This window comes from Brevibacterium sp. BDJS002 (assembly GCF_028201555.1).
GTDB classification, from domain to species: Bacteria; Actinomycetota; Actinomycetes; order Actinomycetales; family Brevibacteriaceae; genus Brevibacterium; species Brevibacterium aurantiacum.
In genome coordinates this window covers 725,558-748,693 of sequence record NZ_CP116392.1, presented here as the reverse complement: position 1 = coordinate 748,693, position 23,136 = coordinate 725,558, and the positions used below count along the sequence as shown (strand labels likewise).

At 62.3% G+C, this 23,136-nt stretch carries 25 protein-coding genes; 10 read left to right on the top strand and 15 right to left on the bottom strand.

All coding sequences use genetic code 11. From position 1 onward, the window contains the following. Positions 1-38 precede the first annotated feature (38 nt). The gene (locus PGC08_RS03480) at positions 39-1,859 is read right to left on the bottom strand and encodes a flavin-containing monooxygenase (protein WP_009884348.1); all 1,821 of its coding nucleotides are present in this window, start codon (positions 1,857-1,859) and stop codon (positions 39-41) included. A gap of 113 nt (positions 1,860-1,972) precedes the next feature. On the opposite strand from PGC08_RS03480, the gene PGC08_RS03475 reads away from it, so the two are divergent. Then, on the top strand, positions 1,973-3,142 hold the full coding sequence (locus PGC08_RS03475; protein ID WP_271709531.1) for a GAF domain-containing protein: 1,170 nt from the start codon (positions 1,973-1,975) through the stop codon (positions 3,140-3,142). A gap of 37 nt (positions 3,143-3,179) precedes the next feature. Here PGC08_RS03475 and PGC08_RS03470 read toward each other — a convergent pair whose 3' ends face one another. Continuing rightward, positions 3,180-3,770 (bottom strand): hypothetical protein, encoded by a 591-nt coding sequence (locus tag PGC08_RS03470; RefSeq protein ID WP_271709530.1) that lies wholly within the window; start codon positions 3,768-3,770, stop codon positions 3,180-3,182. A 178-nt stretch (positions 3,771-3,948) separates the two neighbouring features. Between PGC08_RS03470 and PGC08_RS03465 the strand changes: the two genes are divergently transcribed. Further along, on the top strand, positions 3,949-4,482 hold the full coding sequence (locus PGC08_RS03465) for a TetR/AcrR family transcriptional regulator (protein ID WP_271709529.1): 534 nt from the start codon (positions 3,949-3,951) through the stop codon (positions 4,480-4,482). Between the two features lie 63 nt (positions 4,483-4,545). Here PGC08_RS03465 and PGC08_RS03460 read toward each other — a convergent pair whose 3' ends face one another. The 3 genes from PGC08_RS03460 to PGC08_RS03450 all read right to left on the bottom strand — a co-directional run bounded on the left by PGC08_RS03460 (position 4,546) and on the right by PGC08_RS03450 (position 6,934). Next, positions 4,546-4,965: a VOC family protein gene (locus PGC08_RS03460; protein ID WP_101557510.1), complete on the bottom strand. Its 420-nt coding sequence runs from the start codon at positions 4,963-4,965 to the stop codon at positions 4,546-4,548. 134 nt (positions 4,966-5,099) lie between these two features. Next, positions 5,100-5,933, bottom strand: a complete 834-nt coding sequence (locus PGC08_RS03455; RefSeq protein ID WP_271709528.1) for a helix-turn-helix transcriptional regulator — start codon at positions 5,931-5,933, stop codon at positions 5,100-5,102. Between the two features lie 86 nt (positions 5,934-6,019). After that, positions 6,020-6,934 (bottom strand): arylamine N-acetyltransferase family protein, encoded by a 915-nt coding sequence (locus PGC08_RS03450; RefSeq protein ID WP_271709527.1) that lies wholly within the window; start codon positions 6,932-6,934, stop codon positions 6,020-6,022. Between the two features lie 138 nt (positions 6,935-7,072). On the opposite strand from PGC08_RS03450, the gene PGC08_RS03445 reads away from it, so the two are divergent. Continuing rightward, a complete protein-coding gene (locus PGC08_RS03445; RefSeq protein ID WP_096147045.1) occupies positions 7,073-7,870 on the top strand; it encodes an ArsR/SmtB family transcription factor in 798 nt (265 codons plus the stop codon). Positions 7,871-7,876: 6 nt separating this feature from the next. Here the strand turns inward: PGC08_RS03445 and PGC08_RS03440 are convergent, their stop codons facing one another. Beyond that, positions 7,877-8,206, bottom strand: a complete 330-nt coding sequence (locus PGC08_RS03440; RefSeq protein ID WP_009884340.1) for an ArsR/SmtB family transcription factor — start codon at positions 8,204-8,206, stop codon at positions 7,877-7,879. 48 nt (positions 8,207-8,254) lie between these two features. Between PGC08_RS03440 and PGC08_RS03435 the strand changes: the two genes are divergently transcribed. Next, positions 8,255-9,628, top strand: a complete 1,374-nt coding sequence (locus tag PGC08_RS03435) for an MFS transporter (protein WP_271709526.1) — start codon at positions 8,255-8,257, stop codon at positions 9,626-9,628. Here PGC08_RS03435 and PGC08_RS03430 read toward each other — a convergent pair. Next, complete coding sequence (locus tag PGC08_RS03430; protein ID WP_271709525.1) at positions 9,578-10,420, bottom strand: urea carboxylase-associated family protein; 843 nt, start codon at positions 10,418-10,420, stop codon at positions 9,578-9,580. The two genes, PGC08_RS03435 and PGC08_RS03430, sit on opposite strands and share 51 nt — an antisense overlap. Before the next feature lie 120 nt (positions 10,421-10,540). Here PGC08_RS03430 and PGC08_RS03425 point away from each other — a divergent pair, with 120 nt between their 5' ends. Continuing rightward, entirely contained in the window at positions 10,541-11,173 is a 633-nt protein-coding gene (locus PGC08_RS03425) for a GntR family transcriptional regulator (RefSeq protein ID WP_271709524.1), read from the top strand. Between the two features lie 132 nt (positions 11,174-11,305). Here the strand turns inward: PGC08_RS03425 and PGC08_RS03420 are convergent, their stop codons facing one another. From PGC08_RS03420 to PGC08_RS03390, 7 genes are all read right to left on the bottom strand, one after another. Further along, on the bottom strand, positions 11,306-12,019 hold the full coding sequence (locus PGC08_RS03420) for a flavin reductase family protein (RefSeq protein WP_333937548.1): 714 nt from the start codon (positions 12,017-12,019) through the stop codon (positions 11,306-11,308). Between the two features lie 14 nt (positions 12,020-12,033). Beyond that, positions 12,034-13,425 carry a purine-cytosine permease family protein gene (locus tag PGC08_RS03415; RefSeq protein ID WP_271709523.1) on the bottom strand — a complete coding sequence of 464 codons (1,392 nt, stop codon included), beginning with the start codon at positions 13,423-13,425 and terminating at the stop codon, positions 12,034-12,036. A gap of 138 nt (positions 13,426-13,563) precedes the next feature. After that, complete coding sequence (locus tag PGC08_RS03410; protein WP_271709522.1) at positions 13,564-15,090, bottom strand: tripartite tricarboxylate transporter permease; 1,527 nt, start codon at positions 15,088-15,090, stop codon at positions 13,564-13,566. After that, positions 15,087-15,635, bottom strand: coding sequence for a tripartite tricarboxylate transporter TctB family protein (locus PGC08_RS03405; RefSeq protein ID WP_235349599.1), 549 nt, complete (start codon positions 15,633-15,635; stop codon positions 15,087-15,089). Before PGC08_RS03405 ends, PGC08_RS03410 begins: the two co-directional genes overlap by 4 nt. Further along, positions 15,632-16,624, bottom strand: a complete 993-nt coding sequence (locus tag PGC08_RS03400; RefSeq protein WP_235349600.1) for a Bug family tripartite tricarboxylate transporter substrate binding protein — start codon at positions 16,622-16,624, stop codon at positions 15,632-15,634. The genes PGC08_RS03405 and PGC08_RS03400 overlap by 4 nt, the downstream gene beginning before the upstream one ends. A 245-nt stretch (positions 16,625-16,869) precedes the next feature. After that, the gene (locus PGC08_RS03395; RefSeq protein ID WP_101584602.1) at positions 16,870-18,156 is read right to left on the bottom strand and encodes an adenylosuccinate synthase; all 1,287 of its coding nucleotides are present in this window, start codon (positions 18,154-18,156) and stop codon (positions 16,870-16,872) included. Between the two features lie 86 nt (positions 18,157-18,242). Then, positions 18,243-18,743 carry a DinB family protein gene (locus PGC08_RS03390; protein ID WP_101584612.1) on the bottom strand — a complete coding sequence of 167 codons (501 nt, stop codon included), beginning with the start codon at positions 18,741-18,743 and terminating at the stop codon, positions 18,243-18,245. Positions 18,744-18,941: 198 nt separating this feature from the next. On the opposite strand from PGC08_RS03390, the gene PGC08_RS03385 reads away from it, so the two are divergent. Then, positions 18,942-20,213 carry an aminotransferase-like domain-containing protein gene (locus PGC08_RS03385; RefSeq protein WP_101584611.1) on the top strand — a complete coding sequence of 424 codons (1,272 nt, stop codon included), beginning with the start codon at positions 18,942-18,944 and terminating at the stop codon, positions 20,211-20,213. On the opposite strand, the gene PGC08_RS03380 is transcribed toward PGC08_RS03385, so the two are convergent. Continuing rightward, a complete protein-coding gene (locus PGC08_RS03380; protein WP_096161037.1) occupies positions 20,207-20,914 on the bottom strand; it encodes a TetR/AcrR family transcriptional regulator in 708 nt (235 codons plus the stop codon). The genes PGC08_RS03385 and PGC08_RS03380 overlap by 7 nt on opposite strands. Positions 20,915-20,976: 62 nt before the next feature. On the opposite strand from PGC08_RS03380, the gene PGC08_RS03375 reads away from it, so the two are divergent. The 4 genes from PGC08_RS03375 (at position 20,977) to crcB (ending at position 23,107) form a co-directional block, all read left to right on the top strand. After that, positions 20,977-21,732, top strand: coding sequence for an SDR family oxidoreductase (locus PGC08_RS03375; protein WP_101584601.1), 756 nt, complete (start codon positions 20,977-20,979; stop codon positions 21,730-21,732). A gap of 45 nt (positions 21,733-21,777) precedes the next feature. Continuing rightward, positions 21,778-22,107, top strand: coding sequence for a nuclear transport factor 2 family protein (locus PGC08_RS03370; RefSeq protein WP_101584599.1), 330 nt, complete (start codon positions 21,778-21,780; stop codon positions 22,105-22,107). A gap of 185 nt (positions 22,108-22,292) precedes the next feature. Beyond that, positions 22,293-22,733, top strand: a complete 441-nt coding sequence (locus PGC08_RS03365) for a fluoride efflux transporter FluC (protein ID WP_271709521.1) — start codon at positions 22,293-22,295, stop codon at positions 22,731-22,733. Further along, a complete protein-coding gene (crcB, locus tag PGC08_RS03360; RefSeq protein WP_101584596.1) occupies positions 22,730-23,107 on the top strand; it encodes a fluoride efflux transporter CrcB in 378 nt (125 codons plus the stop codon). Before PGC08_RS03365 ends, crcB begins: the two co-directional genes overlap by 4 nt. The last annotated feature ends 29 nt before the right edge of the window (positions 23,108-23,136 follow it).

Sequence of the window (23,136 nt, the reverse complement as noted above, 5' to 3'; positions counted from 1 at the left end):
AGCCCATTTCGACCACTTTAGGCAGGCACACAACGAGGTCAGCTCAGGTGGTGCACATCCTGCAACCCGTACACCGGGGTATCCAACCCCTCATAGCGCGCCTTGAGCTGGAGCCCCAAGTACAGCGAGTAGTGCCGTGACTGGTGGAGGTTGCCGCCCATGAACCAGAGGTTCTCCTGCTGAGTGGGTTTCCACATGTTCCGCTCCTCACCCTCCCACGGGCCAGGGTCCTTGGTGGTATCGGAGCCGAGGCCCCAGCATTTGCCCACCTTGTCCGCAGTCTCCTGATCCACGAGATCGGCCACCCAGCCATTCATCGAGCCGTATCCGGTGGCGTAGACGACAAGGTCGGCAGGCAGCTCGGTCCCATCGGCAAGCACCACCGAGCCCTCGGTCAGATGATCGACGTCTCCCTTGGCTAGCTTCACCTTGCCGTCGGCGACGAGTTCTGCCGAGCCGACGTCGATGTAGTAGCCCGAGCCGCGGCGCAGGTATTTGAGGAAGAGCCCGGACTCGTCGTCGCCGAAGTCGAGATCGAAACCGGCGTCTTCCATGCGCTGGTAGAAGTCCTTGTCGCGTTCCTTCATCTGGTCGTAGAGCGGAATCTGGAATTCGTGCATGATCCGATACGGCAAGGAGGCGAAGATGAGGTCGGCCTTCTCGGTCGTCACGCCGTTGGCCAGCGCCTTCTCCGAGTAGAGGTCGCCGAGCCCGATCTCCATGAGGGAGTCGCTTTTGACGATGTGCGTGCTCGAGCGCTGCACCATCGTGACATCGGCACCGTGTTCGTAGAGCGCTCCGCAGATGTCGAAGGCGGAGTTGTTGCTGCCGATGACGACGACGTTCTTACCGGTGTAGGCGTCTGGTCCACGGTGTTCCGAAGAGTGCTGTTGCTCGCCCTTGAAGATATCGGCACCGCGGAACGTTGGGACATTCGGCTTGCCGGACATGCCCGTGGCCATGACGAGCTGTGTCGGGTGCAGAGTGACCTTCTCACCATTGCGCTCGACCTCGACCGTCCACTGCTGCGATTCTTCGTCGTACCTCGCCGAGGTGGCTGCTGTCGAAGACCAGTACGGAATCTCCATCACCTTGGTGTAGAACTCCAACCAATCGGCGATCTTGTCTTTGGGTGCGAAAACCGGCCAGTTGTCGGGGAACTTGAGGTAGGGCAGGTGGTCGTACCAGACCGGGTCGTGCAGGCACAGTGACTTGTACCGTGAACGCCACTGGTCTCCCGGCCTCTCCCACCGGTCGATGACGAGCGCCGGGACTCCCATCTGACGCAGGCGAGCGCCGAGCGCAATGCCGCCCTGTCCCCCGCCGACGACGAGAGTGTACGGCTGTGCGGTGTCTCCCCAGGCTGCGTCCTCCTCCGCGAGTTTCTCCGACCAGCTCTTCCGCTCAGGATCGACGCCATGCTCGGCCCCCTTGACTCGTCGGTCTCCGCGAGGCTCTTCATAGCCTGTCAGTTCCTGCAACGAGGTGAGCATGGTCCATGCCTTGGCCCCGTCCTCGTCGATGAGCCGAACCAGACCCTTGCCGCGGCCGACAGAGGTGGCGAAGGTGAACCAAGCTTCGGTGACTCCGTCGGCGGTGGTGGCGGGATCGCTGAGCTCGAAATCTGATGGTGCGACCCGGTCCGCGTTCACGGTCAGCAGGTCCCTGACCCCGTCATGGTTCTCTACCGTATTGAGGTTCCACGTGAAAGACACGAGATCCCTCCAGTAGCTGGCAGTGGCGAACAGTCCCACTGCGGCTTCGACGTCACGCGCCCGCAGTGCGGACTCGAACTCGTTGAGCCATTCGGTCGCGATGTCATCGGCGGTGAGCTGCGTGCGATCAATTGTCGTTGTCATGTCACTCCTCTTCGTTGAGCTGTGTGTCCTCAAGCTATCCCGCCAAGAACAGCCGCGGAAGAGTTGCATCGAGTTGCATGGTCAGTGCCGACGACCGCACCTATACTCGTCATATGCCTCAGCCGGATCTGGCGCATCTCGCCAGAGATCTGACACGCATTCACGATGCCGTGATCACCGGCGCATCGCCGCCGGAGCAGCCGCGAGCGCTCGTTGCGCGCTCGTGGGATCGAATGCTGCGCTTGGGCCTCGACCCAGCGGGCAGTAATCGCAGAATCTTCGCCGCCGAGGCGGATGTGGAATCCCGAAGGCACCGTTCGAAGCTGCGCCTCATCGTCGAGGAGCTGAAATCCGTGTTGCTGAGGATGCCAGATGCAGGCAGCTTCATCCTTGTCGTCGCCGATGCTGAGGGCGTGATCCTGTGGCGAGATGGCGCCACCGCAGCCAGACGTCAGGCGGATTCGCTGGGATTCGTCGAGGGCGCCCACTGGTCCGAGTCCAGGGTGGGCACGAATGCCATCGGCACTGCTCTGGCCGAGGAGGCCGCGGTCCAGCTGTTCTCCGCGGAGCACTTCGAAACGTCGCAGCATCCCTGGTATTGCAGTGCGGTTCCCATCCACGATCCCATCGATGGCAGCCTGCTCGGCGTCGTCGACATCAGCGGGCCAGCACTCACCCTCCATCCTGCCGTGCAGTCTCTGGTCACAACTGCCGTCCATCTGGCGCAGGCGAGGCTCTCGCTCATCCAGCAGGAGCAGCTGAGCAGCCTGCGCAATCGCATGTCGACAGTCCTCAGCGGCAGTCACGGTCCTGCGCTGGTCGTCGATGACGATGGCTGGGTCGCCTACCAGCAGGGTGTGCGCAGCCGCGACCGGATCGAAGTGCCGGCACCTGATCGCACGATCCTCATCCCCGGCGCTGGCCTGTGCCTGCCGGAGAAGATCACCGGCGGGTGGCTGCTGAGACCGGCAGGGGCCGTCGACGAGTCACAGGTCTCGGTGACGCTGCGACAGACAAGCCAACCCGCGGTGCTCGAGATCAACTCCGGTGGTGATCCGCTCAGGGTTCCGCTCACGCCACGGCGTGCGCAGATCCTCGCCGCGATCACCTCGGCGGGGCCATCTGGGATCAGCGCTGCCGATCTCAGCCGCACGCTCTATGGTGATGCCGAGCACCTGGTCACGGTGCGTGCAGAAGTCTCCCGCCTCCGCCGCTCGATCGGCGCGCTTCTTGCGACTCAGCCTTATCGCTGGGCAGAGGGCGTCAGCGCGAGACGCGCGTAGTCCAGCATGACCCGCAGGTGAGAAAGCACGTGCAGGATCAGTTACCAGCCGCGTCGAGCCACCACCGATAGCGCATGCGCAGTGCTCTTTCCGTGCTGGCGAGCGCGGCAACGAGACCCAGACCGATCGACAGCCATAGGGGAAGGTGGATCAACGGCTCGACGGGCCCGACCTGTTCAGCAATCGGCGGAATTCTCAAGATCGGCACGGCGATCTGCTGCAGCAGCAGGCCGACGCCCACCAGCAGCGCAACAATTGAGACTATTCCGATCAGCCGGCTCAGGTGTGGCCGGCGCTCGTCGAGACGGGCTCGGCGGCCTTCTGCGGAATGAACATCGGGGTGCATCTGCCGTTCAACTCCGGAATCGGACACGAAGTGGCAGCGCTTCAATCCGAAATTGCTGGCGGCAACTTCAATCGCTCCGCCCTCGACCGGGAAGACTGCGGGGGCCCGGGATACTGCGTACTGCAGGCCATTGCGATAGAGAAACACCTTCACGTAGCCGTTCTCGTCCGTCTTCCACTGCCGCACGTCCACTGTGTATTCACTGCAGCGACCAGTCGAATCGGCGATGTCCAGGTGGAACAGTGATCGACCCAGCAGTTGCCACCAACGGAATCTCTTCACGGGTCTTCCGTCTCCGGCCTCTATCCGTCGGACTGCTCGCTGTCGGCGCCATTGCTTGAACATCTGGGTGCCCTCCCTGGCCCTATACTCAGGACCAACACAGTGTGTTGGTGGAAATACCAGTACACTAACACAGTGTGTTGTTTGGAGGATTCGCAGAGAAGAAGCCGGTATGTGAATGAGTGAACGTGAGGACTCGAACACCCGTGAGCGAATACTCGCCGCGGCTGCAGACATCATCGCCGAAGACGGCATGACAGCAAAGCTGAGTGTGCGTGCGATCGCTGCGCGAGTCGGGGTGAGTACAGGGTCGCTGCGTCACCACTTCCCCACTCAGCAGGCGCTGCGGGACGAAGTCATGCGGCGCGCCTATGACTGGATGCTGGCGGACACCGACATCCACAACTCGACGATTCCGGCCCGAGATCGGCTCGTCGAGTGCCTTCTTCAGGTACTGGCAACGGCCAGAGCCGGAGCTGAAGCACGCGAGGCGATGACGGCGGTCAGCACTGCCTTCATCGTCGCGGACCAGAACGAGCAGGTACGCGAGACGTACCTCGCTATTCAGCGTGATGGGCAACGGAGAACAGAGGATTGGCTGCGTGTGCTCGCTGCTGAGGGTGGGCCCCGACCGAGGCGACATCCCACGCCTTGCGCGCTTCCTATGCACCGTCCTCAATGGGATAGCCCTCGAACGGGCTCTGCCTGCTGAGGACTCACTCTCGCAGTTGGAGAAGCAGACTCTCTACGTTGCGGCCGACGCTGTGCTCGGGGATCACTCCTGATCTGCGCCCGCACCCCGATAGGTCCCGAAGCTCCACAGCACCCCTTCGGGGTCGGTGACGCTGAAGTCCTTGGACCCGTAGTCCTGTTCACTCAGCCCCATGACCTTCGTGGCACCGGCCGCGATCGCGCGTTGATAGAGCTCCTCGACTCGGCCCGTGGCGATGTAGACCGAGCCTGCTGCGACTCCGGTCTTCGTCATGACACCGCCGTCGTCGCGCGTGGAGCCGAGCATGACTCCCCCACCTTCTGGCCAATGCAGTTCGGCGTGATCGACTCGCTGCGGGACATCGGCGTTCGTGTACTCAGCGACGACTTCGAAGCCGAAGGCGTCCTGTAGGAACGCGATCGCGGCCTTCGCATCTCGGTAGCGGAACGTGGGCCAGACATTGGCTCCGGTGGTCGTCGACATGATGTGTCCCTTCCTCGTCGTATCGGTCCACACCATCGTGGACCCGGCGCCACCTCAGCGGCTTGGACATTTGGGAACTGCGCGGGCCGCGGAGACAAAGGGTGCAGCTGCACCGACACTCGCCGAGGCGGCGCTTACCGATCCAGCGACCAGCGATCTCGGTCCTGCCGCACCACGGGGTCCTGGGTCAGCCACAGGGACGGGCTGGTCCCTGTGAGCAGTCGGAAGTCGCGGTTGAGATGGGATTGGTCGGCATAACCGCAGGTCGCGGCGATATCTGCCAACGTTCGAGACTGCGCCGAGATCATTCGTCTCGCCCGATCGAATCGCATGACCCGCGCCGCTTCCTTGAGTCCGATGCCGAATTCTGCACGGAACACTCCGTTGAGGTGGCGTCTGCTCCAACCGATCCGATTCGCCACAAGTGAGACGGGCAGCCCGCCGTGACTGCGGGCGATCTGCTTCCAGGAGCTGACCACCTCGGGCCGAGGCTGGGTGCCTTCGTGGACGGCGCGCACGAGGACCTCGTCGATGGCGTCGAAGCGGGCAGACCAGGTCGTGGCTTCGTTGACGCGTTCGTGCAGCTCGGCGGCGATGGGGCGTGAGATCTCGGCAAGGTCGTGCGTGCGGTGAGCGAGGTCGACGGCAGGGGTGTCGAAGAGGATGCGAGGAGCGAAGGGGGTGAAGTTGATCTGGATTCCGGCCATTGCGCCGTTGTGCCTGATGAGGGTGGGCCGCAGATGCAGGCCTGCGAGCAGTACGTCGAAGGACTCGGTGCTTTCGGTTGCCGCGTCGTATTGGTGCAGCGGTTCGTCGATGGAGACGATGAACGTCAGGGTGCCCGATGGCAGCCCGAGATGTGTCCCGGCGGGGACGCCCGAAACGTCGTAGGCGACATAGTCACCCACGAAGGGGCTCAGGCGCGGGTGTGGCCTGCGAATGAGGTCATCCCGAGTCGCCGCGGACATGACAGCAGTGTAGACCCGGGGTCTGACACGGGCCTGGTCCACCGGCCGCTGTTCAGGTCTGCCCGCAGATCCTCAGACCGGGCACTTCACCCCTCAGCGGTCGCGCTCCACACCAGGTCAGTGAATTCCCTGTCGAGGTCGAGTCCGAATTCAGTCGACAGCACCTCGGCGAATTCCGTGGCATCAGACAGGGTCCGTTCGTGTCGGTCGGGTCGCACACCGCCGATCATGCGCCGCAGTCGGCGCCCCTCCAAAGTGATCCTGCCGCCGTCAGGGAGCGGCAGAGCGAGAATGGGCGGACCGGTGAACCGCGCCCTGGGTTTAGTCGAGGTGAACCAGTTCGCCAGGTCGAGATCGGCCTGCGGGCGAGGGACTTCGCTGAACGCATAGACGGTGCGAAAGTCCTGGTCATCTCGCGTTCGTGATTGGAGCACCCAGTCGCTGTCGGCGCGCAGATGAGGCGTGAGAGCAGTCCTCGCTGGGACGATTCGGTGTTCGCCGTGGGACGTCATTCTGGCCGCAGCGGATTCGGAGAGTTCGAGCGCAGCTTCCGGTGTTCCCCCGCCGAAGCCGGGATCAATGAGTAAACGACGGCCGTCGAGGTCGACGATGGTCGCCTGGTGAGTCAGTGCTCCCGGTGCCGTCTGCCCGTCGCCGAGGTGGACTCGGGCCAGAATCGGGTGTGCCCTCAGCCCCAGTTCGGTGACGACCCCGCGGATGAGTGACGCATGCTCGTGGCAGTATCCGCCCCGACCATCAGTGAGCAGTTTGCCCGCGGCTCCGTCGACGTCGATGGCGACGGCTTCCAGGTCTCCCCTGGCGCGAAAGGCAACGACGTCGAGATTCTCAAAGCAGATCGAGTGCGTGTGCGCGACCAGGATCTCGTCGAGAAGTTCGACAATCTGCGCACAAGACCCCTGAGCACGTCGGTGTAATTCGGGGGCGGAATCACTCAACCCGAGCCGATCCGCATACCGACTGAGAAGCGAAACGTGCGTCATGTGTCGACCTCCTTGGTGTGCCGCGCAGGCGTAATCATTGTCTGATTCGATCCTATGACTGAGGGACTGGGAACCCTATTTCAGTTTGCTGCCGCCAACCCATTGACATATGCAGGTAAATACCTGCATATTAGAGATGTGACCGACGCCGACACACTCGACAAAGTGTTCAAAGCCCTCGCCGACCCAACCCGCCGACGACTCCTTGACGTCCTCCGCCAAGAGGACGGGCAGTCACTGAGCGAACTCTGCGAAGGCCTCTCGATGGCCAGACAGTCAGTGACACAGCACTTGAATCTGCTCGTCGACGCCGACCTGGTCGCGATCGTCCGCCACGGACGAGAACGACGACACTACCTGAACTCGCACCCGATCCATGAGATGCAGAATCGATGGACCCGCGAGTTCGACCAGCACCACTTCGACGTCATCGACGCCGTCAAGAGAAGAGCTGAGGAGACAGCCATGACCACCACCGAAGAATTTCCCGATTTCGTCTATGTCACCTATATCCGAGCCACTCCGCAGCAGGTGTGGGACGCGCTCACCGACCCCGAGATCACGCGCCTGTACTGGGACGATGTCGCCGTCGTCTCCGATTGGCAGGTCGGGTCGTCATGGGCTCATCACAAAGGCGGACCGGACCGTAAAGCCGATGTCTGGGGCAAGATCCTTGAGACCGATCCACCGAAAAAACTCGTCTTCACCTTCCAGCCCATCGACCAGGATCTCGACGACGAGGGCTCCGTCGCCTCCTACCTTATCGAGCAGTCCGGCGAAGTGGTGAAACTGACCGTCACCCACACGAACTTCGCCGACGCCGGCCTGCACACCGGAGTTTCGAAGGGCTGGCCCGCGGTTCTCGCCGGACTCAAGTCCTACCTGGAGACCGGTCAGGCACTGCCCGACGACAGCTGGGACATGGCTGTGCGCTGAGCACCGTCACTCCTGCAGAGCAGATTCCTCCTGCAGCACGGACTCCAGCAGGCCCGGGAAACGGGCATCGATGTCGTCCCGACGCAGTGTCAGGCGACGGTTCCGCCCGTGCAGTTCGCTGATGATGACACCGGCTTCGCGCAGCACCTTGACCTGATGCGAGCGCGTCGACTTCGGCACATCCGGACCAAGAGCCGAGCAGTCAACCATGTCCAGCGGCCCGGATCGCAGCTGCTGGACCAGAGCCAGTCTGGCCTCGTCGCTCAGCGCGAATAGCACAGACGTCAGTTCGATGTCCTCACGATCGGGATGCGGCAGTTTCTCATTGGCAACCATAGTTCGATAATAGTTGAACTGTTTGAGAATGTCGTATAGCCTCCAAGAATGGTTCCAAAAGTTTCGAACACTATGGAAGAAGCTCCTGCTCCCGCAGTTCAGCCGGCACCCACCTATGTCTGGTGGTCGCGCGAGCGCTGGCGTCTGCGCCTGGTCCTGATTGCCACCTCGGCAATGATGGCCGGCGCCAGCGCTCCGTCGCCGTTCTACCCCGTTATCCAGGACGAGTTCGGCTTCGCTCCGGTGATGATCACGGTGGTCTTCGCCGCCTATGCCGTGGCATTGCTGGCCGCACTGCTCACTGCCGGCGCACTCTCCGATCACATCGGACGTCGCCCCGTCATCTGCACGGCCTTCGTCGTGCTTGCCATCAGCATGGTTCTGTTCTGGCATGCCGACAGTGCTGCGGCACTGATCCTCTCCCGAGTCGTCCAAGGAATTGCCAGTGGAATTCTGCTGTCGACCCTCTCGGCGACGGTCGTCGATCTGGAACTGCCGCACAAGCCGGGCTCTGCCTCCTCGTGGAACGCAATCTCTGCGATGGCAGGCCTGGCCATCGGCGGGCTGTTTGCGGGAGCGACTCTCTCCCTGTTCGTCGACGGCAGCGGCGCCGCAGTGGTCTTCGGAACCCTCGTGGGAACTTATCTGCTGCTGGCCACCATCATCTGGGTCTTGCCGGAGACCTCGGCCCGACGCCGAGGAGCCTGGGCATCACTGCTGCCGCGAGCGGCCCTGCCGCGGGAAGTCCGCAGGGCATTCCTGTTCGCGGTGCCGGCCTTCGTCGCCGGCTGGGCCACAGGAGGGTTATACCTCTCCCTCGGCGCCAACATCATCACCACCGAGTTCCATTCCAGTTCCCACCTCGTCAGCGGACTCATCGTCACGATGCTCGCCGGCGCTGGAGGACTGGCCGGATTCTTCATGCGCAACCGATCCGCGCGCACCGTCACCCTCTACGGCACGATCTCACTCGCAGTCGGCAGCACTCTCACCCTGGTGGCCCTGACCCTCACCTCGCCCGAACTGTACTGCCTCGCCGTCATCATCACCGGAACCGGCTTCGGCACGGCTTTCCCGGGTGCCCTGAAGACCATCCAGGCAGTCGTGAAGCCGGAGGCCAACGCCGAGGTGATGGCCGCAGTCTTCGTCGTCTGCTACCTGGCATTCGGGCTTCCGGTCGTCATCGCCGGGATCCTCGTCCCCGCCATCGGACTCTTCGCAACCGCCTGCTGGTACGGCGGTTCTGTGGCGCTTCTGGCCCTATGCGCGGCGCTCCTCCGCTGGTTCAGTGGCGGCGCCCGCGCTCTGCCGTCACCCAGAGCGCCTGAGATCACTTCCAGATCGGTCGAGTCCAACCCTGAGCGCTTAAGCTCACGCCCAGGCCTGGGGCTTCAACCCGTGCCCGCCCCGGTAGTTCGGTGAGCTCGGTTCGCTCCACTCGCCGAGGAGGTTCTCCGGCAGCGCATAGACGGTGACCTTGAGTGGGTGGCAGTTCTCGACCGGGTCTTCGTTGCCCTCGCCGAACATCGGCTTGGACAGGTCTCCTCCGGGGCATGTCGAGAGCGCGGCCAGAAGATCCTGCTCCGCGAAGAATTCGAAATGGTCACCCGGCTGGGCGGGACAGGTCTTCATGAAGTACTCGTCGATGTCGTTCAGTCCCGTGCATTGGAATACGTTGAGGACATCGTGGACGTCGAACTCGGTCAGCCCGAACGGGAAGATGGCTCGGACCAGATTCGAGTGGCAGTGATAGTCGAAGTCGACTCCGTTGAGCATCGTGGAGACGTAGGGATCACAACGAGTGCCGAGAGTGTCGTGGAGGCGACCGCCCTCTGGATCTGTGCCATAGTCGGCCAAGGTGTCGCCGACGATCGTGGCCATGGGACGCAGGAACGGCAGTGTCGACCACAGCCGGTCGAACGTCGAGACGTGCGCCGCCTGCAGCTGACGAGTCCGCGAGGCCCAGAACCTCTCCCGCGGATCGTGTCGATTCCACAGGTTGAGGTCCCCGACCTGCGGCCCCTCAACGGTGGAGATCCGACAGACATGGCCGGCTGGTACTTCCCACGCCTGCCCCGAACGGATCGGGATAGTGAACTCCCCGACGACTTCGCGCCGTTCGGTCTGCTCACCGATGGGCCGATAGAAGTCACGATCGGCTTCGAGAGCGGGACCCTGATAGGCGGCTTCGGTCAATCGCGGCTGCTGCGACATGCGGTGTCCTTTCCCCAAGCGAGAATATCCAGTTGCACGGTCCATTCTCACCGTATCTCACCGGGCATGCAGTAAAATCGGGGCAAACAAACCTTGATTACGAAGAATGGTTCGCCCGCATTGACTCTCTCTGAAAAGGCCTATGCCGCGATCGAGGACATGATCATCAACGGCAGCCTCTCCGCCGGAAGCTACGTCACGGAGAACCAGCTTGTGGAGAAGGTCGGCTTGGGCCGCACTCCGATCCGTGAAGCCCTCCAACGACTCTCCCACGAACACATGGTCGATATTCGCCCTCGTCGCGGCATACATATCCCGGTGCTGACCTTGGAGACGGAGTTGCGAATTCTCGAGGTGCGGCGCGAACTCGATGTGGTAGCCGTCAGCTTGGCTGCGAAACGGGCAACGGATCAGCAGCGTCGGGAGATGCGAGATCTCGCAAAAGTGCTTGATGGGGCCGAGCTCCCCCTCGGAAAGTACGCCGAGACCGTGCGTGAGACCCACCGCCTGTTAGCTGCCTCGGCAAACAATACTTACCTCGTCGAATCGCTGCTTCCGTTGCAGAACTTATCGCGCCGTTACTGGATCTCGCACGTCGCCGACGCCGATAAAGAGATCGCGCTCAGTTCCGAATGCCACTCGCGCATGCTCCGTGGCTCCGCTGACAAAGAGCCGGAAGTGGCGGCAGATGCCGCGTATAAGCTCAACGACTACCTCGTCGACTTTGCGACTAGAGCAGCGCACATGTCCTGAACGAGCAGTAGCCCTGCGGCAGGATCGCCCTTTGCCTCACCGGCAGACGGTATGAATACAGCCGAGTCCGGAACCGCTTATCGGTTCCGGACTCGGCTGTTCTTGTGTCCAGGAGAGGTCTCCCTGCCAGTCTCAGGTGGGGTTGCCGCTGAGACCTGCCTGAGCGTCACTATCTGATTCTGGTACTCGCATTTCAAACTTCTCGGTCACGACCGTGTAGTCGTAGTAGCCCATTCTTGCTATGGGTTTGGCCTTGAGGATGTCGATCATTCCATCGTCGGTGAGGTAGTTGTCATCGATGTGGATCCGCTCAACCGAAGCATAGACGATGTCAATACTGCCGACGTTGGAGTTTCCGGGCATCCGGTGAGTAGTGATGTATTTGCACTCGTACTGAAATGGGCTTTCCGCGATCATCGGGCTCGGTGAGAGGTCCGCGTAGCTGCGAGTCACATCCATTTTGTCGAATTCGCTCTCGCCAGGCTTGAGAGCCTGGGCACTGATGTTGACCTGTTCACGCAGGCCCCAGGTTGCCATGTTCCAGACGAACCATCCGGTCTTCTCAGCGTTGATGACGGTGTCTTTACGGCTGCCATCGGGGTATTGGTTTGCTGCGAACATAACCATGGGTGGGTCAAAGGTGAGGTTCTGCCATTGGCTGTACGGAGCGATGTTCTCCACGCCTTCTGCGCTCACACTCGAGAGCCAACCGATGGGACGGGGCACCGTCAGCGCCTTGAACGGCGAGTGTTGGAGTGGTCGATTCGCGGAAGAAGGATCGTATTTCATCGTGTCTTTCCTTTGCTGAGTAGCGATATGTCTGGGGGGATGGATGGGTGTGCTCAAACCATGGGTGGTATTCAGATTCCAGCCACGCGCAGGCGGCGGCGCAGTGGTTTGGTCATGACGAAGTAGAGGATTGCGGAAACGAGGACACCGAGGATCCAGGCGATTTCCGCACCGTTGAGCAGGTAGGCGATCGGGCCGACGTAGACGGCACTGTTCATGAAAGGGATCTGGACGATGACCCCGGCGAGGTAGGCGATATAGGCCACCCAGTTGAACTTTCCGTAGATTCCGTTCGGGTCGAAGAGTGCGGCGATGTCGTACTTCTTGTTCCGCACCAAGTAGTAGTCGACGAGGTTCACTGCGGACCAGGGGGTCATGAAGTAGAGCAGGAACAGCAGGAAGTTCTGGAATACGGTGAGGAAGTCGTCGGTCGCGGCCAGGGCAATCAGCAAGGCTATTGCGGTCACGCCGATGATGAACAGGGACCGGGTGTAGGACTTCAGTCGGTCTTGGCCGGTGAACGCTGAGACGATAGTTGTGATCGACATGAAACCGCCGTAGGCACTGAGCGTGTTACCCGCAAGCTTGCCCAGGATCACTGCCAGCAAGACGATCACACCAAGTTTGCCTGCCAGCGAGGTGATGTATCCGACTTCCTGGCCGTGGAAGGCATCCTCTCCGAGGAACGCGGCAAAAGATCCTACGACCATGGCCAGCGTTGCACCGAGGACGCTGCCGAGAAAAGTCCATCCGACGGTTGCCCGCTGGGATGTGGTTTCGGGCAGGTACCGACTGTAGTCGGCGATGTAGGGGCCGAAGGTCAGCTGCCATGACGCAGCAAGCGATACGCCTAGGACGAACGGTGCCAATGCGAAGCCATGGCTTGCGCCAAGCGATGCCCCCATGTCCCCTGTTGTCATGACAATGATCAGCCCGATGAAGACGATGGCACTGAGCAGCGCAGGGAAGTGCGAAAATCTGTGGATCCAGCGGTACCCGACGATCGCCGAGACCGCGCAGAAAACCGCGAAGAGCACCGCTCCCATCTGAGCCGAAATATGGAGCAACAGCCCCAGAGCCTGTCCGCCCAGGACGAGCCCGGTCGCGAAGAAGCCGATGTAGATCATCAGCGCGAGGACCAGCGGAAGAATCGCCCCGTAATAGCCGAACTGCGCTCGACTCTGGATCATCTGTGGAACACCCAGCTGTGGCCCCTGCGCGGAGTGCAGCGCCGTGATGTAGCCGCCGAGGATGTTGCCGAGAATGATCGCAGGGATCGACCACAGTGCCGAGTTGCCCAAAATCGTCATCAGTGCACCTGTGACAAGCGCGGTGATCGAGCTGTTGGCCGCGAACCAGACGAAGAGCAGGGAGAGTGGGCGACCGTGTCGTTCCGACGGTGGAATGAAGTCGATTGATCGTTTTTCTACGAACTTGGACTGTGGTGCAGGGGTATGAGCCATGGTGACCTCCGAGGCACTGCGATGTGCTGGCGCGAACGTCATGAAATATATCACCAATATATCTAAAGTGACAAGAGCCGTCGGAGGGTCGGTTCATTGCGTCTTTGTGAGCGCCGAGTCGCGGGTGCCGGGATCGACTCAGTGTCGGGTGTTGGCTTTCTCCTTCTCGCCAACAGAGACCTTATTCCTCAGCATCCGCTTCCACGGCAATGCTGTCAGCAGGGACAGAACAGCGATGGCCAGGAACACGATCACGATCGGCTGTGAGATGACTGCCCCGAAGTCTCCACCGGTCAGGCCAAGTGCCTGCTGCAGGTTGCGTTCGAGCATTTCACCCAACACCAGTCCGATGACCAACAGCGCTGGTGACATTCCGACCAGACGCATCACGTAGCCTAGAACACCGAAGCCCAGTGCAATGTAGACGTCGGTTGCCGAGTTGTGGATGCTGTAGCAGGAGATGAGAGCCAGCATGAGGATCACTGGTGCCATATACGGCATGGGAATCGCGAGGATCTTGGCCAGGAGCGGGGAGGCCGCAATGTTGATGATCACGCCGAGGATGGCGCTGATCAGAAGCGCGCCGATGATCGTCCAACCTAAAACGGGGTTGGCATCGAAGAAGCCGGGCCCGGGGTTGAGCCCGTACATCATCAGATAGGCCAGCAGCACCGCAGTCGTCCCTGATCCGGGGATGCCAAGAGTCAGCAGCGGAACCATGGACCCGGACACGGCAGCGTTGTTGGCTGCCTCTGGTGCGACGAGTCCTCGCACTGCCCCCTTGCCCATCCCCGCCGAGGCGGGTGCCAGACGCTTCTCCAGACCGTAGGAGAAGAATGCGGCGATCGTTGTCCCCGCTCCTGGAAGGACTCCGGAGACGAATCCGATGACCGAGCCGCGCAGGCTCGGCAGAGTTCCCTGCCTGAGTTCGCCCGTGCTCGGGAAGAAGCGGCCGCTGAGCCGAGACAGTCCCTGGCTGGTGTTGCCCATCATGGTGCTGGCAAGGATCTCACCCACGCCGAAGACTCCGATGATCGCCACGATCGGTTCGATGCCTTCAAGCAGTGTGAACGTCCCGAAGGTGAATCGCGGCAGCCCCGATTGGAGTTCGATGCCGACTGTTGAGATCGCGACACCGATCACCACAGCGGTCAGACCAAGCATCGGAGCATTTCCCACCAGCGTGGCGCTGAGCACGAGGGCCATGACAACCACGGCGAAGTAGGCGGCCGGGCCGAATGCCAACCCCAGTTCGGACATCGGCCCTGCGATGAATGCCAGCCCCAGAAACGCCAGAAGGCTGCCTACGAACGAGGCGAGGGCTGAGATCGTCAGGGCTGTGGCGGCTTTGCCCTTGAGGGCCATCGGGTGTCCATCGAGCGTGGTCATGATCGCGCCGGGGTCGCCTGGGATGTTGAGCAGGATCGCCGAGATCCGGCCACCGTATTCGGCGCCGAGATACAACGACACCATCAGCGGCAGAGACAGTTCGGCAGGCATGGTGATCGCCACCGGCAGAAGCAGTGCGATCGCTGTCGAGGGTCCGACCCCGGGGAGGAGACCGGCGACGGTCCCGAGGAGCACGCCGAGGAGGATGACGAGCAGGAGAATCGGCGACGTGGCGATCGAGCCCAGTGCGCCCAGCAGTTCGGTCCACGAGTTCATAGGTTCAGTCCTCCGAAGAGCAGGTACTCGATCCAGCCGACGGGCAGGAGCACGTTCAACCACACGTCGAAGACGAGGAAGAGCACCAGGCCGATGACCAGGCCCACGACCAGCAGCCACGCCGCGCGCTTGAGTGACAGCCTGACTCCGAAGACGAATGTGGAGGTCAGGACCGAGAAGATGGCAGCCGCCTCGGCGAATCCGATGAGGAAGATCGACGCAGCGAACAGTGCGAAGAGCACGATGCAGATGACGACTCGCAGCAGCTCCGTCTTCGACACCGCCTGCACCTCGACGCGTCCGCGAAGCAGGGTGAGCACGCCGAGTGCGGTGGTGCAGATCAGGACAATGGCGACGACGACAGGGAAGGTTTTGGGCCCGATCCCTTCGTCGGTCTCCGTGTTCGGCAGCAGTAGAGCGTTGACCAGATAGAAGACGGCGATGGCGCCGAGGACTACTGCGGCGATGCCCGTCGACAGGGCGGTGCTCTCTGTCTTCGCCCCCGCTTCGTACGACGTCTCGGTCAGTGTCGATTCAGATGTCATTTCGCCAATCCCACCTTTTCGAGCACTTCGGTCGATTCCTTCTTCTCAGGCAGAATGACCGAATCCAACCATTCGTCGCCCGGCATATATGCGGGGTCGATGCCCAAGGCATCTGCTTGGTCCTTGAACTCGTCCGACTCGACGCTGCTCTTGAGGGAGGCCTGCCACCATCGAACGGCTTCGTCCGACATTCCGGCGGGACCGAAGACGCCGCGCCAGTGGTTGATCGTGATGTCCATGTCGAGGTCGTGCCAGGTCGGTGCGCCCTTGGCCGGGCCGTCGGTGAGAGTCTTCGGCGCTGAAACGGCGATGATCTCGACGTCGCCGGATTCGACGAGCTCCATCGCTTCTGAGAGTCCTGTCGAAGCAACGTCAACGCGACCACCCAGAAGTTCGTTGTTGAGGTCGCCTCCGTCGGAGAATGCAACCAGGTTCAACGACGCCAGGTCCCCGATGCCGTATTCACTGGCCGGTCGGAGCACATTGAGCTGGTCATCGCTGGGGATAGTGCCGATGCCGAACTTCACGGACTTGGGATCGTCCTTGACGCTATCGAGAACCTTCTGTGGTGAGTCGAACTCCGAGTCGGACCTGGCCAGCCAGACTTCATAGTCGGTGGTCAGCTGGGCGATCGGGGTGAAGTGGTCAAGTGACATGTCGGTGGTCCCGGTGATGTGGGACAGGAAGACACGATTGGATTCGAAGACCACGCTGGTTCCGTCATTCTCACGCTGAAGGACGGCCGCGCGGGCAGGATTGCCGCCGCCTCCGCCCATGTTCTCGATCGTCATCAGACTTTCGACGCCGGCGGCTTCGAGCCCGTCCTTCGTCATCCGCGCGGCCAGGTCGAGTCCGCCTCCCGGCGATCCGGCTGCAATGGCAGTGACCCGTGGTGGCGGAAAACCCTCGTTGCGGTCGATGTCGGGCATACAGGCCGTCGTCGACATGAGGGTGATCAGCGCGACCGCGGCGGCCAAGGGCTTTCGCATCGGACGATTCGGCGGCAAAGAAGCTGATGTTCGCATCGGTGCGAACAGCGTAGTGAACATAGCGTTCGACGCTAGCAGTCAACAAGGTGGGTTCTCAACGCAACTTGCGAATATGAGATGAGTCGCCTGAACCGGCGACGGCCAGTGCCGGAATTCAGGAATCGGAGACCGAGACGACTTCGGCGGTGACCTCCATAGAGAAGATCACCGCCGATGAGACGCAGCCATTGCTGACTGTCGGACGCTCAGTCCAGCAGGTCGTGCCGAACGATCGACTGTTCGCGGTCGGGACCGACGCCGATGACCGACATCCGGCAACCCGAACGCTCTTCGAGTGCGAGCACGTACTTCTGCGCGTTCTCGGGCAGGTCCTCGAAGGTGCGGGCCCCGGTGATGTCCTCTGCCCAGCCTTCGAAGTATTCGAAGATGGGTTTGGCGTGGTGGAACTCGGTCTGCGACATCGGCATCTCGTCCTGGCGGACGCCGTCGACTTCGTAGGCCACGCAGACGGGGATGGACTCGATGCCGGTGAGCACGTCGAGCTTCGTCAGCACGTAGTCGGTGAAGCCGTTGACGCGTGCGGCGTAGCGGGCGATGACGGCGTCGTACCAGCCGCAGCGGCGCGGGCGTCCGGTGTTGACTCCGAACTCACCGCCGGCCTTCTGCAGGTACTCCCCCATGTCATCGAAGAGCTCGGTGGGGAACGGTCCGGCACCCACACGCGTGGTGTAGGCCTTGACGATTCCGACGACCCGGTTGATGCGGGTGGGTCCGATGCCCGAGCCGACGCAGGATCCGCCGGCAGTCGGGTTCGAGGAGGTCACGAACGGGTAGGTGCCGTGGTCGACGTCGAGCATCGTGGCCTGGCCGCCCTCCATGACGATGACCTCGTCACGGTCGAGCGCGTCATTGAGCAGCTGCTCGGTCTCGGCGACGTAGGGTCGCAGTCGTTCGATGAAGGGCTTGAAGTATTCGACGATCTCCTCGACGTCGACGGCCCGACGGTTGTAGACCTTGACGAGGAGTTCGTTCTTCTGACGCAGGGAGCCTTCGATCTTCTGGCGCAGGATCGATTCATCGAAGATGTCCTGGACGCGGATGCCCAGGCGTCCGATCTTGTCCATGTACGCAGGTCCGATGCCGCGGCCGGTGGTGCCGATGGCGCGCTTGCCCAGGAATCGTTCGGTCACCTTGTCCAGGGTCTGGTGGTAGGGGGCGACGAGGTGGGCGTTGGCCGAGATCCGCAGCTTTGACGTGTCCGCCCCGCGGGATTCGAGGGCTTCGATCTCTTCGAACAGGGCTTCGAGGTTGACGACGACGCCGTTGCCGATGACCGGGGTGACATTCGGTGAGAGGATGCCTGCCGGCAGGAGTTTGAGTTCGTACTTCTCACCGCCGACGACAACCGTGTGACCCGCGTTGTTACCACCATTGGGCTTGACCACGTAGTCGACGCTGGTGCCGAGGATATCGGTCGTTTTGCCTTTACCTTCGTCGCCCCATTGGGCGCCGACGACAACGATTGCTGGCATGAGAGTTGTTCACCTCGAAGTGAAGGGAGGGGATGTCATTACCGCATTAGTCTACTGGGTCACTATGACACGACCGCGAGCAGGTTCTAGCGCTGAGTCCGCTGTGCAATGATCTGCTCACGCAAGATCTCTGCATGGCCACAATGCTGCGCCAGCTCACGCAGCATATGAAGGTAGATCCAGCGCAGCGGCATCGGCCCCGACCGGTGCCCGGTGAGCACCGTGTCCAGAGTCATCTCCTCCACCGCGTGATGTGAGCGCTCGACAGCCTGCCAATACGCCTCAGTGACGCTTTCCACCGTGTCCTCATCAGCAAGGATGAACGAGTCTCCGGAGTCACTCGGCAGTCCGTATTCGGTTCGGTACCGCCCGGTCACGACTTCCCCGAACCACACGGTCTCGACGAAGATCGCGTGCTTGGCCAAGGACAGCAGAGTCGTCCGGCTGGGCACCAGGGAACGGCGGGCCTCGTCCTCGCTCATCCCGTCCAAACAGGCCAGGAGCTTGCCCCGGTATTCGTCGACGAGTGCGGGCAGCTGTTCATCGATGGGTGCAGTCCTGATGTCACGCTCTCTGGAGTCGGCCATGGCCACCAGCATAGGCCTCACCCTCGCCGAGGTGGCCCGCCGTCGATCTGCCGACTCACCCGCCCAGCCACGCCTCTTGCCCCGCCGAGCTCGTCGTACTTATGCTGAGACCACCAGTAGTTCCGTCGTTCGGGCACATTGCTCCTGAACATCGCCGGTGACGTCGACGTCAGGCTTGCAGCCCCGTTGGAGGTCGTCATGTCAATCGCGAGCCCGTCAGCTTCATCCTCAGCGTCATCGCGTCCCACTCTTCCCTTCGCCAGCCGGGCCGACAGCCTCGTCGGCTCTGTCATCGATTCCTCCGTGGCGATGCTCGCCGCCTACGACCATGACATCGTCAAGTTCGGCATGGGCTCGCCCGCCCCCGATATGCTGCCGGCCGAGGATTTCGCTCGAATCGCGAACAGCGTCTTCACTCCGGAGAGCTTCACCTACGGGGAGACGCAGGGCGAGCCTGTCCTCATCGACGCGCTGCTGAACTACCTGCAGGAGACCGGGCAGATCCCTGCCGAGCACTTCGGCAACCGTGAGCGCCTGGTCATCACCACCGGCGGCATGCAGGGAATCGACCTCGGATTCAAACTCTTCGTCAGCCCCGGCGATCTCGTCCTCTGCGAGGCCCCCACGTACACGAACGGCTCGGCCACAGCACTGAGCTATGAAGCGGAGATCGCCGAGGTGCCGGTCGACGACGAGGGCATGCAGGTCGACGCGCTCGACGACATCGTGGCCCGGGCCGGTCGCGCCCCCTCGGTGATCTATACGGTCCCGACGTTCCAGAACCCGGCCGGTGTGACGATGTCCCTGGCCCGCCGTGAGAAGCTCCTCGAATTCGCCCACCGCCACAATTCGGTCATCCTCGAGGACAATCCGTACGGCACTCTGCGCTTCTCCGGGGAGGACATCCCCTCACTCAGCCAGCTCAGCCCCAATGATCCGCTGATCTTCGGTGTGCGCACCTTCTCGAAGTTCGTCGCCCCCGGCCTGCGCATCGGCTGGCTCGACATCGATCCCGAGCTGCGCGGCCTCATCATCAACGCCAAGCAGACCATGGACTCGTGCACGAGCCTGCCCACCCAGCACATGGTCGCGAAGTGGCTCAATGACGGAAACGCCGAGACCCACGTCGCCCACCTGCGCAGCTCTTATGGCGAGCGCAAGAACGCCATGACGTCCGGGCTCGAACGGCTCTTCGGTCAGGAGATCCGGTCAACTGATCCCGACGGGGGCTTCTTCCTGTGGGTGACGTTCAACGACGAGACCATCAACACCGAGGACCTCATGCCGGGGGCCCTGGAGGAAGGCGTGGCCTACATTCCCGGAACCGCGTTCTCCCAGACCGGTGACTTCACGAACGCGCTGCGCCTGTGCTTCGCCTCGGCGGAACCGCAGCGCATCGAAGACGGTCTGCAGCGTCTGCGCCGTGCCGTCGACAGGTACAACTCGGCTCGCTCACACGCCCGTCACTGACCCTGCCCTGACCCCTCACTCTCGCCGAGGCGGCCGACCCATTGGATGAGCAGCGCGGTCTCGGTCGTGCCCAGAATCTCCGGATGCGCTGCCGCACGTTCGATCACCGAGTGCCCTAAGTGCTGCCCATCATCGCCGGCCTGCGCTGTTCCGGTGATCGCGGCGAGCACGCCTTCACGCACTCCTGCTGAGAGATCCGGATCGGCTCGGCCCTGGATGATCAGCCGCAGTGTCACTCCGATATTCGTCGCCAGTATGTGGGCCGCGGCCTGCTCATAGCCAACCACCAGTCGACCCTGCGCCTCGGCCCGACGTGTCAGCGAACGAAGGATCTCGCTCGGCTTCGACTGCGCCTCCGGTGAGTACCCCGGTCTGACCTTGCCGTACATGAGCGTGTAGAAACCGGGGTTCTCCAACCCGAAGGACACATGAGCATCCCAGCCCATCCGCAGGTCCTGGATCGGATCGCCGCTGGATTCGGAGGCGGACTTGGCAGACAGATACATGTCGAAGCCACGTTCGATGACGGCCTCGATGAGCCCCTGCTTGTTGCCGAAGAAGTGATACAGGGTCGGCATCTTCACGCCCACGGCATCGCAGACCGCGCGCAGGGAGAAGTCCTCCCCGGGGGTTGCAGCAATGAGGTCCGCAGCCGCATTGAGCAGCCGAGTCCGTGTATCAAGCGAAGCCGCCTCTGTCATGTCGCTATATTATCGTGTATTGTCGCTATAGTCAGATGTACCACCGATACAACGGAGATGCCATGACCGATCAATCACTCCAGGGCAAGCACATCCTCATCGCCGGCGGCGGAAAGAATCTGGGCGGGCTCATCGCCCAGCAGGCCGCCGAGGCGGGTGCCGATATCGCCATTCACTACAATTCCGAATCCTCCCGCAGTGAGGCCGAGGCCACGCTCGCCGCGGTTGAGTCGAGCGGGGCAAAGGGCGTGCTCCTGACCGGAGACCTGACCCGGCCCGCCAACGTCGAGAAGCTGTTCGCTGACGCCACCTCGGCGCTGGGAACGATCGACATCGCAGTGAATACGACGGGCAAGGTGCTGCGCAAGCCGATCGCGGACACCACCGAAGACGAGTACGACTCGATGTTCGACATCAACTCCAAGGCCGCCTACTTCTTCATCAAGGAAGCGGGGAAGCACCTTGCCGACAACGGCAAGATCATCACCATCGTCACAGCACTGCTTGCGGCATTCACGGACGGGTATTCGACCTATGCCGGCGGAAAGAGCCCAGTCGAGCACTTCACCAGGGCGGCGGCGAAGGAGTACTCTGAGCGTGGAATCTCGGTCACGGCGATTGCCCCGGGACCGATGGACACTCCGTTCTTCTACGGTCAGGAAACACCCGAACGGGTGGAGTTCCACAAGTCGCAGGGCATGGGCAATCAGCTCACTCAGATCGAGGACATCGCTCCGATCGTGCGGTTCCTCGCCACCGAGGGCTGGTGGATCACCGGCCAGACGATCTTCGCCAATGGCGGATACACCACTCGCTGACACACCGCACGCACAGCACAGACCCCAAGAAGCTAAGGAGCACCCATGTCAGATCTGCAGATTCCCGAGCCCGTCGCCGGCTTCATCGACACCGTCAACGCCCACGACGCACAGGGCTTCCTCGACGCCTTCACCACCGACGGCACCGTCGATGACTGGGGCAGAGAATTCACCGGCCGCGATGCCATCAAGGCCTGGAGCGACAAGGAATTCATCGGCGCGACCGGCACTCTCACGCCCGAAGAGGTCAGTGTCAACGGCGATGAGGTCACCGTCATCGGCGATTGGCGCTCAACACATGCGAATGGGCGGTCCTCGTTCGCCTTCGCCGTCGACGGCGCCAAGCTGAGCCGGATGACGATCCGCGAGGGCTGAGCCACCACCCCCAATCAGGGGCCGTCGGATGTCAGTCATCCGGCGGCCTCTTCGCGTGCCCGTGTGGCAGAATGAAGAAGACGCCTGCGCGTCACGGCGGTGGGGCTCGCCGTACCCAACCTCGGTTCTCCGACAACAGTCCCTACCTCGACCGGCGTCAGCATGCCCAGAAGGTAGGAGTTCCCATGAGCAACGCCCCCAGCAGCAGCAACAGGCCCGCCCATCTGCGCCAGCCCTATCTGGGATTGGCGCTCATCGGCGGCACGTTCGGCACTGCTGCCCGTGAGGCCATCACACTCGCGTTCCCCTCTGCAGACGGCATTCCGTGGGCGATCTTTGCCGTCAACATCCTCGGCGCCTTCCTGCTGGGGCTGCTTCTCGATGCCCTGGCTCGAATGGGTCCTGATGAGGGTCGCAGACGCCGGCTGCGGATCGTGCTCGGAACCGGGTTCATGGGTGGCTTCACCACCTACAGTGCACTGGCGACGGATACGGCGAGCCTCCTCGGCGAGGGTGATGTCGGTGCCGGGATCGCCTACGGTCTGGGCACAGTGCTCGTCGGTGGTCTGGCCACGTGGGCTGGCATCGCCACGGCAGCTGTCGCGCACAGTCGAGGTGCGAAATGACTCCGCTGATCTTCATCGCACTCGCACTGGCCGGTGGCATCGGCACCGCGGCGAGGATGCTGCTCGACGGGATCATCAAGTCTCGCGTGAGCAGCGGCATCCCGTGGGGCACGATCGTCATCAATGTCAGCGGCTCACTGGTGCTGGGTCTGCTCACCGGGCTGGCCAGTGATCAGATCCTTCCTGAGTCGTGGCATCTGGTCATCGGCACTGGGTTCCTCGGCGGCTACACGACCTTCTCGACCGCCAGCTTCGAGACCGTTCGCCTCATCCAGGAACGCCGGTGGGCTCTCAGCCTGTTCAACTGCCTCGGCACACTGGTGTTGGCGACCGCAGCGGCAGGATTGGGGCTGTGGATCGGCGGGCTGATATGACGCTGGTGCGGGCGGAGTCGATTGCTCCA

What these genes read in the sequence shown, in the direction of transcription:
- PGC08_RS03460 (WP_101557510.1), bottom strand. Translation starts at nt 4,965, where the DNA reads ATGTCGACGACCACCGGAGCCAATGTCTGGCCCACGTTCCGCTACCGA.
- PGC08_RS03450 (WP_271709527.1), bottom strand. Translation starts at nt 6,934, where the DNA reads ATGACGCACGTTTCGCTTCTCAGTCGGTATGCGGATCGGCTCGGGTTG.
- PGC08_RS03475 (WP_271709531.1), top strand. Translation starts at nt 1,973, where the DNA reads ATGCCTCAGCCGGATCTGGCGCATCTCGCCAGAGATCTGACACGCATT.
- PGC08_RS03455 (WP_271709528.1), bottom strand. Translation starts at nt 5,933, where the DNA reads ATGTCCGCGGCGACTCGGGATGACCTCATTCGCAGGCCACACCCGCGC.
- PGC08_RS03375 (WP_101584601.1), top strand. Translation starts at nt 20,977, where the DNA reads ATGACCGATCAATCACTCCAGGGCAAGCACATCCTCATCGCCGGCGGC.
- PGC08_RS03385 (WP_101584611.1), top strand. Translation starts at nt 18,942, where the DNA reads ATGTCAATCGCGAGCCCGTCAGCTTCATCCTCAGCGTCATCGCGTCCC.
- PGC08_RS03380 (WP_096161037.1), bottom strand. Translation starts at nt 20,914, where the DNA reads ATGACAGAGGCGGCTTCGCTTGATACACGGACTCGGCTGCTCAATGCG.
- PGC08_RS03430 (WP_271709525.1), bottom strand. Translation starts at nt 10,420, where the DNA reads ATGTCGCAGCAGCCGCGATTGACCGAAGCCGCCTATCAGGGTCCCGCT.
- PGC08_RS03465 (WP_271709529.1), top strand. Translation starts at nt 3,949, where the DNA reads ATGAGTGAACGTGAGGACTCGAACACCCGTGAGCGAATACTCGCCGCG.
- PGC08_RS03435 (WP_271709526.1), top strand. Translation starts at nt 8,255, where the DNA reads ATGGTTCCAAAAGTTTCGAACACTATGGAAGAAGCTCCTGCTCCCGCA.
- PGC08_RS03390 (WP_101584612.1), bottom strand. Translation starts at nt 18,743, where the DNA reads ATGGCCGACTCCAGAGAGCGTGACATCAGGACTGCACCCATCGATGAA.
- PGC08_RS03400 (WP_235349600.1), bottom strand. Translation starts at nt 16,624, where the DNA reads ATGCGAAAGCCCTTGGCCGCCGCGGTCGCGCTGATCACCCTCATGTCG.
- PGC08_RS03410 (WP_271709522.1), bottom strand. Translation starts at nt 15,090, where the DNA reads ATGAACTCGTGGACCGAACTGCTGGGCGCACTGGGCTCGATCGCCACG.
- crcB (WP_101584596.1), top strand. Translation starts at nt 22,730, where the DNA reads ATGACTCCGCTGATCTTCATCGCACTCGCACTGGCCGGTGGCATCGGC.
- PGC08_RS03365 (WP_271709521.1), top strand. Translation starts at nt 22,293, where the DNA reads ATGAGCAACGCCCCCAGCAGCAGCAACAGGCCCGCCCATCTGCGCCAG.
- PGC08_RS03405 (WP_235349599.1), bottom strand. Translation starts at nt 15,635, where the DNA reads ATGACATCTGAATCGACACTGACCGAGACGTCGTACGAAGCGGGGGCG.
- PGC08_RS03480 (WP_009884348.1), bottom strand. Translation starts at nt 1,859, where the DNA reads ATGACAACGACAATTGATCGCACGCAGCTCACCGCCGATGACATCGCG.
- PGC08_RS03395 (WP_101584602.1), bottom strand. Translation starts at nt 18,156, where the DNA reads ATGCCAGCAATCGTTGTCGTCGGCGCCCAATGGGGCGACGAAGGTAAA.
- PGC08_RS03415 (WP_271709523.1), bottom strand. Translation starts at nt 13,425, where the DNA reads ATGGCTCATACCCCTGCACCACAGTCCAAGTTCGTAGAAAAACGATCA.
- PGC08_RS03440 (WP_009884340.1), bottom strand. Translation starts at nt 8,206, where the DNA reads ATGGTTGCCAATGAGAAACTGCCGCATCCCGATCGTGAGGACATCGAA.
- PGC08_RS03370 (WP_101584599.1), top strand. Translation starts at nt 21,778, where the DNA reads ATGTCAGATCTGCAGATTCCCGAGCCCGTCGCCGGCTTCATCGACACC.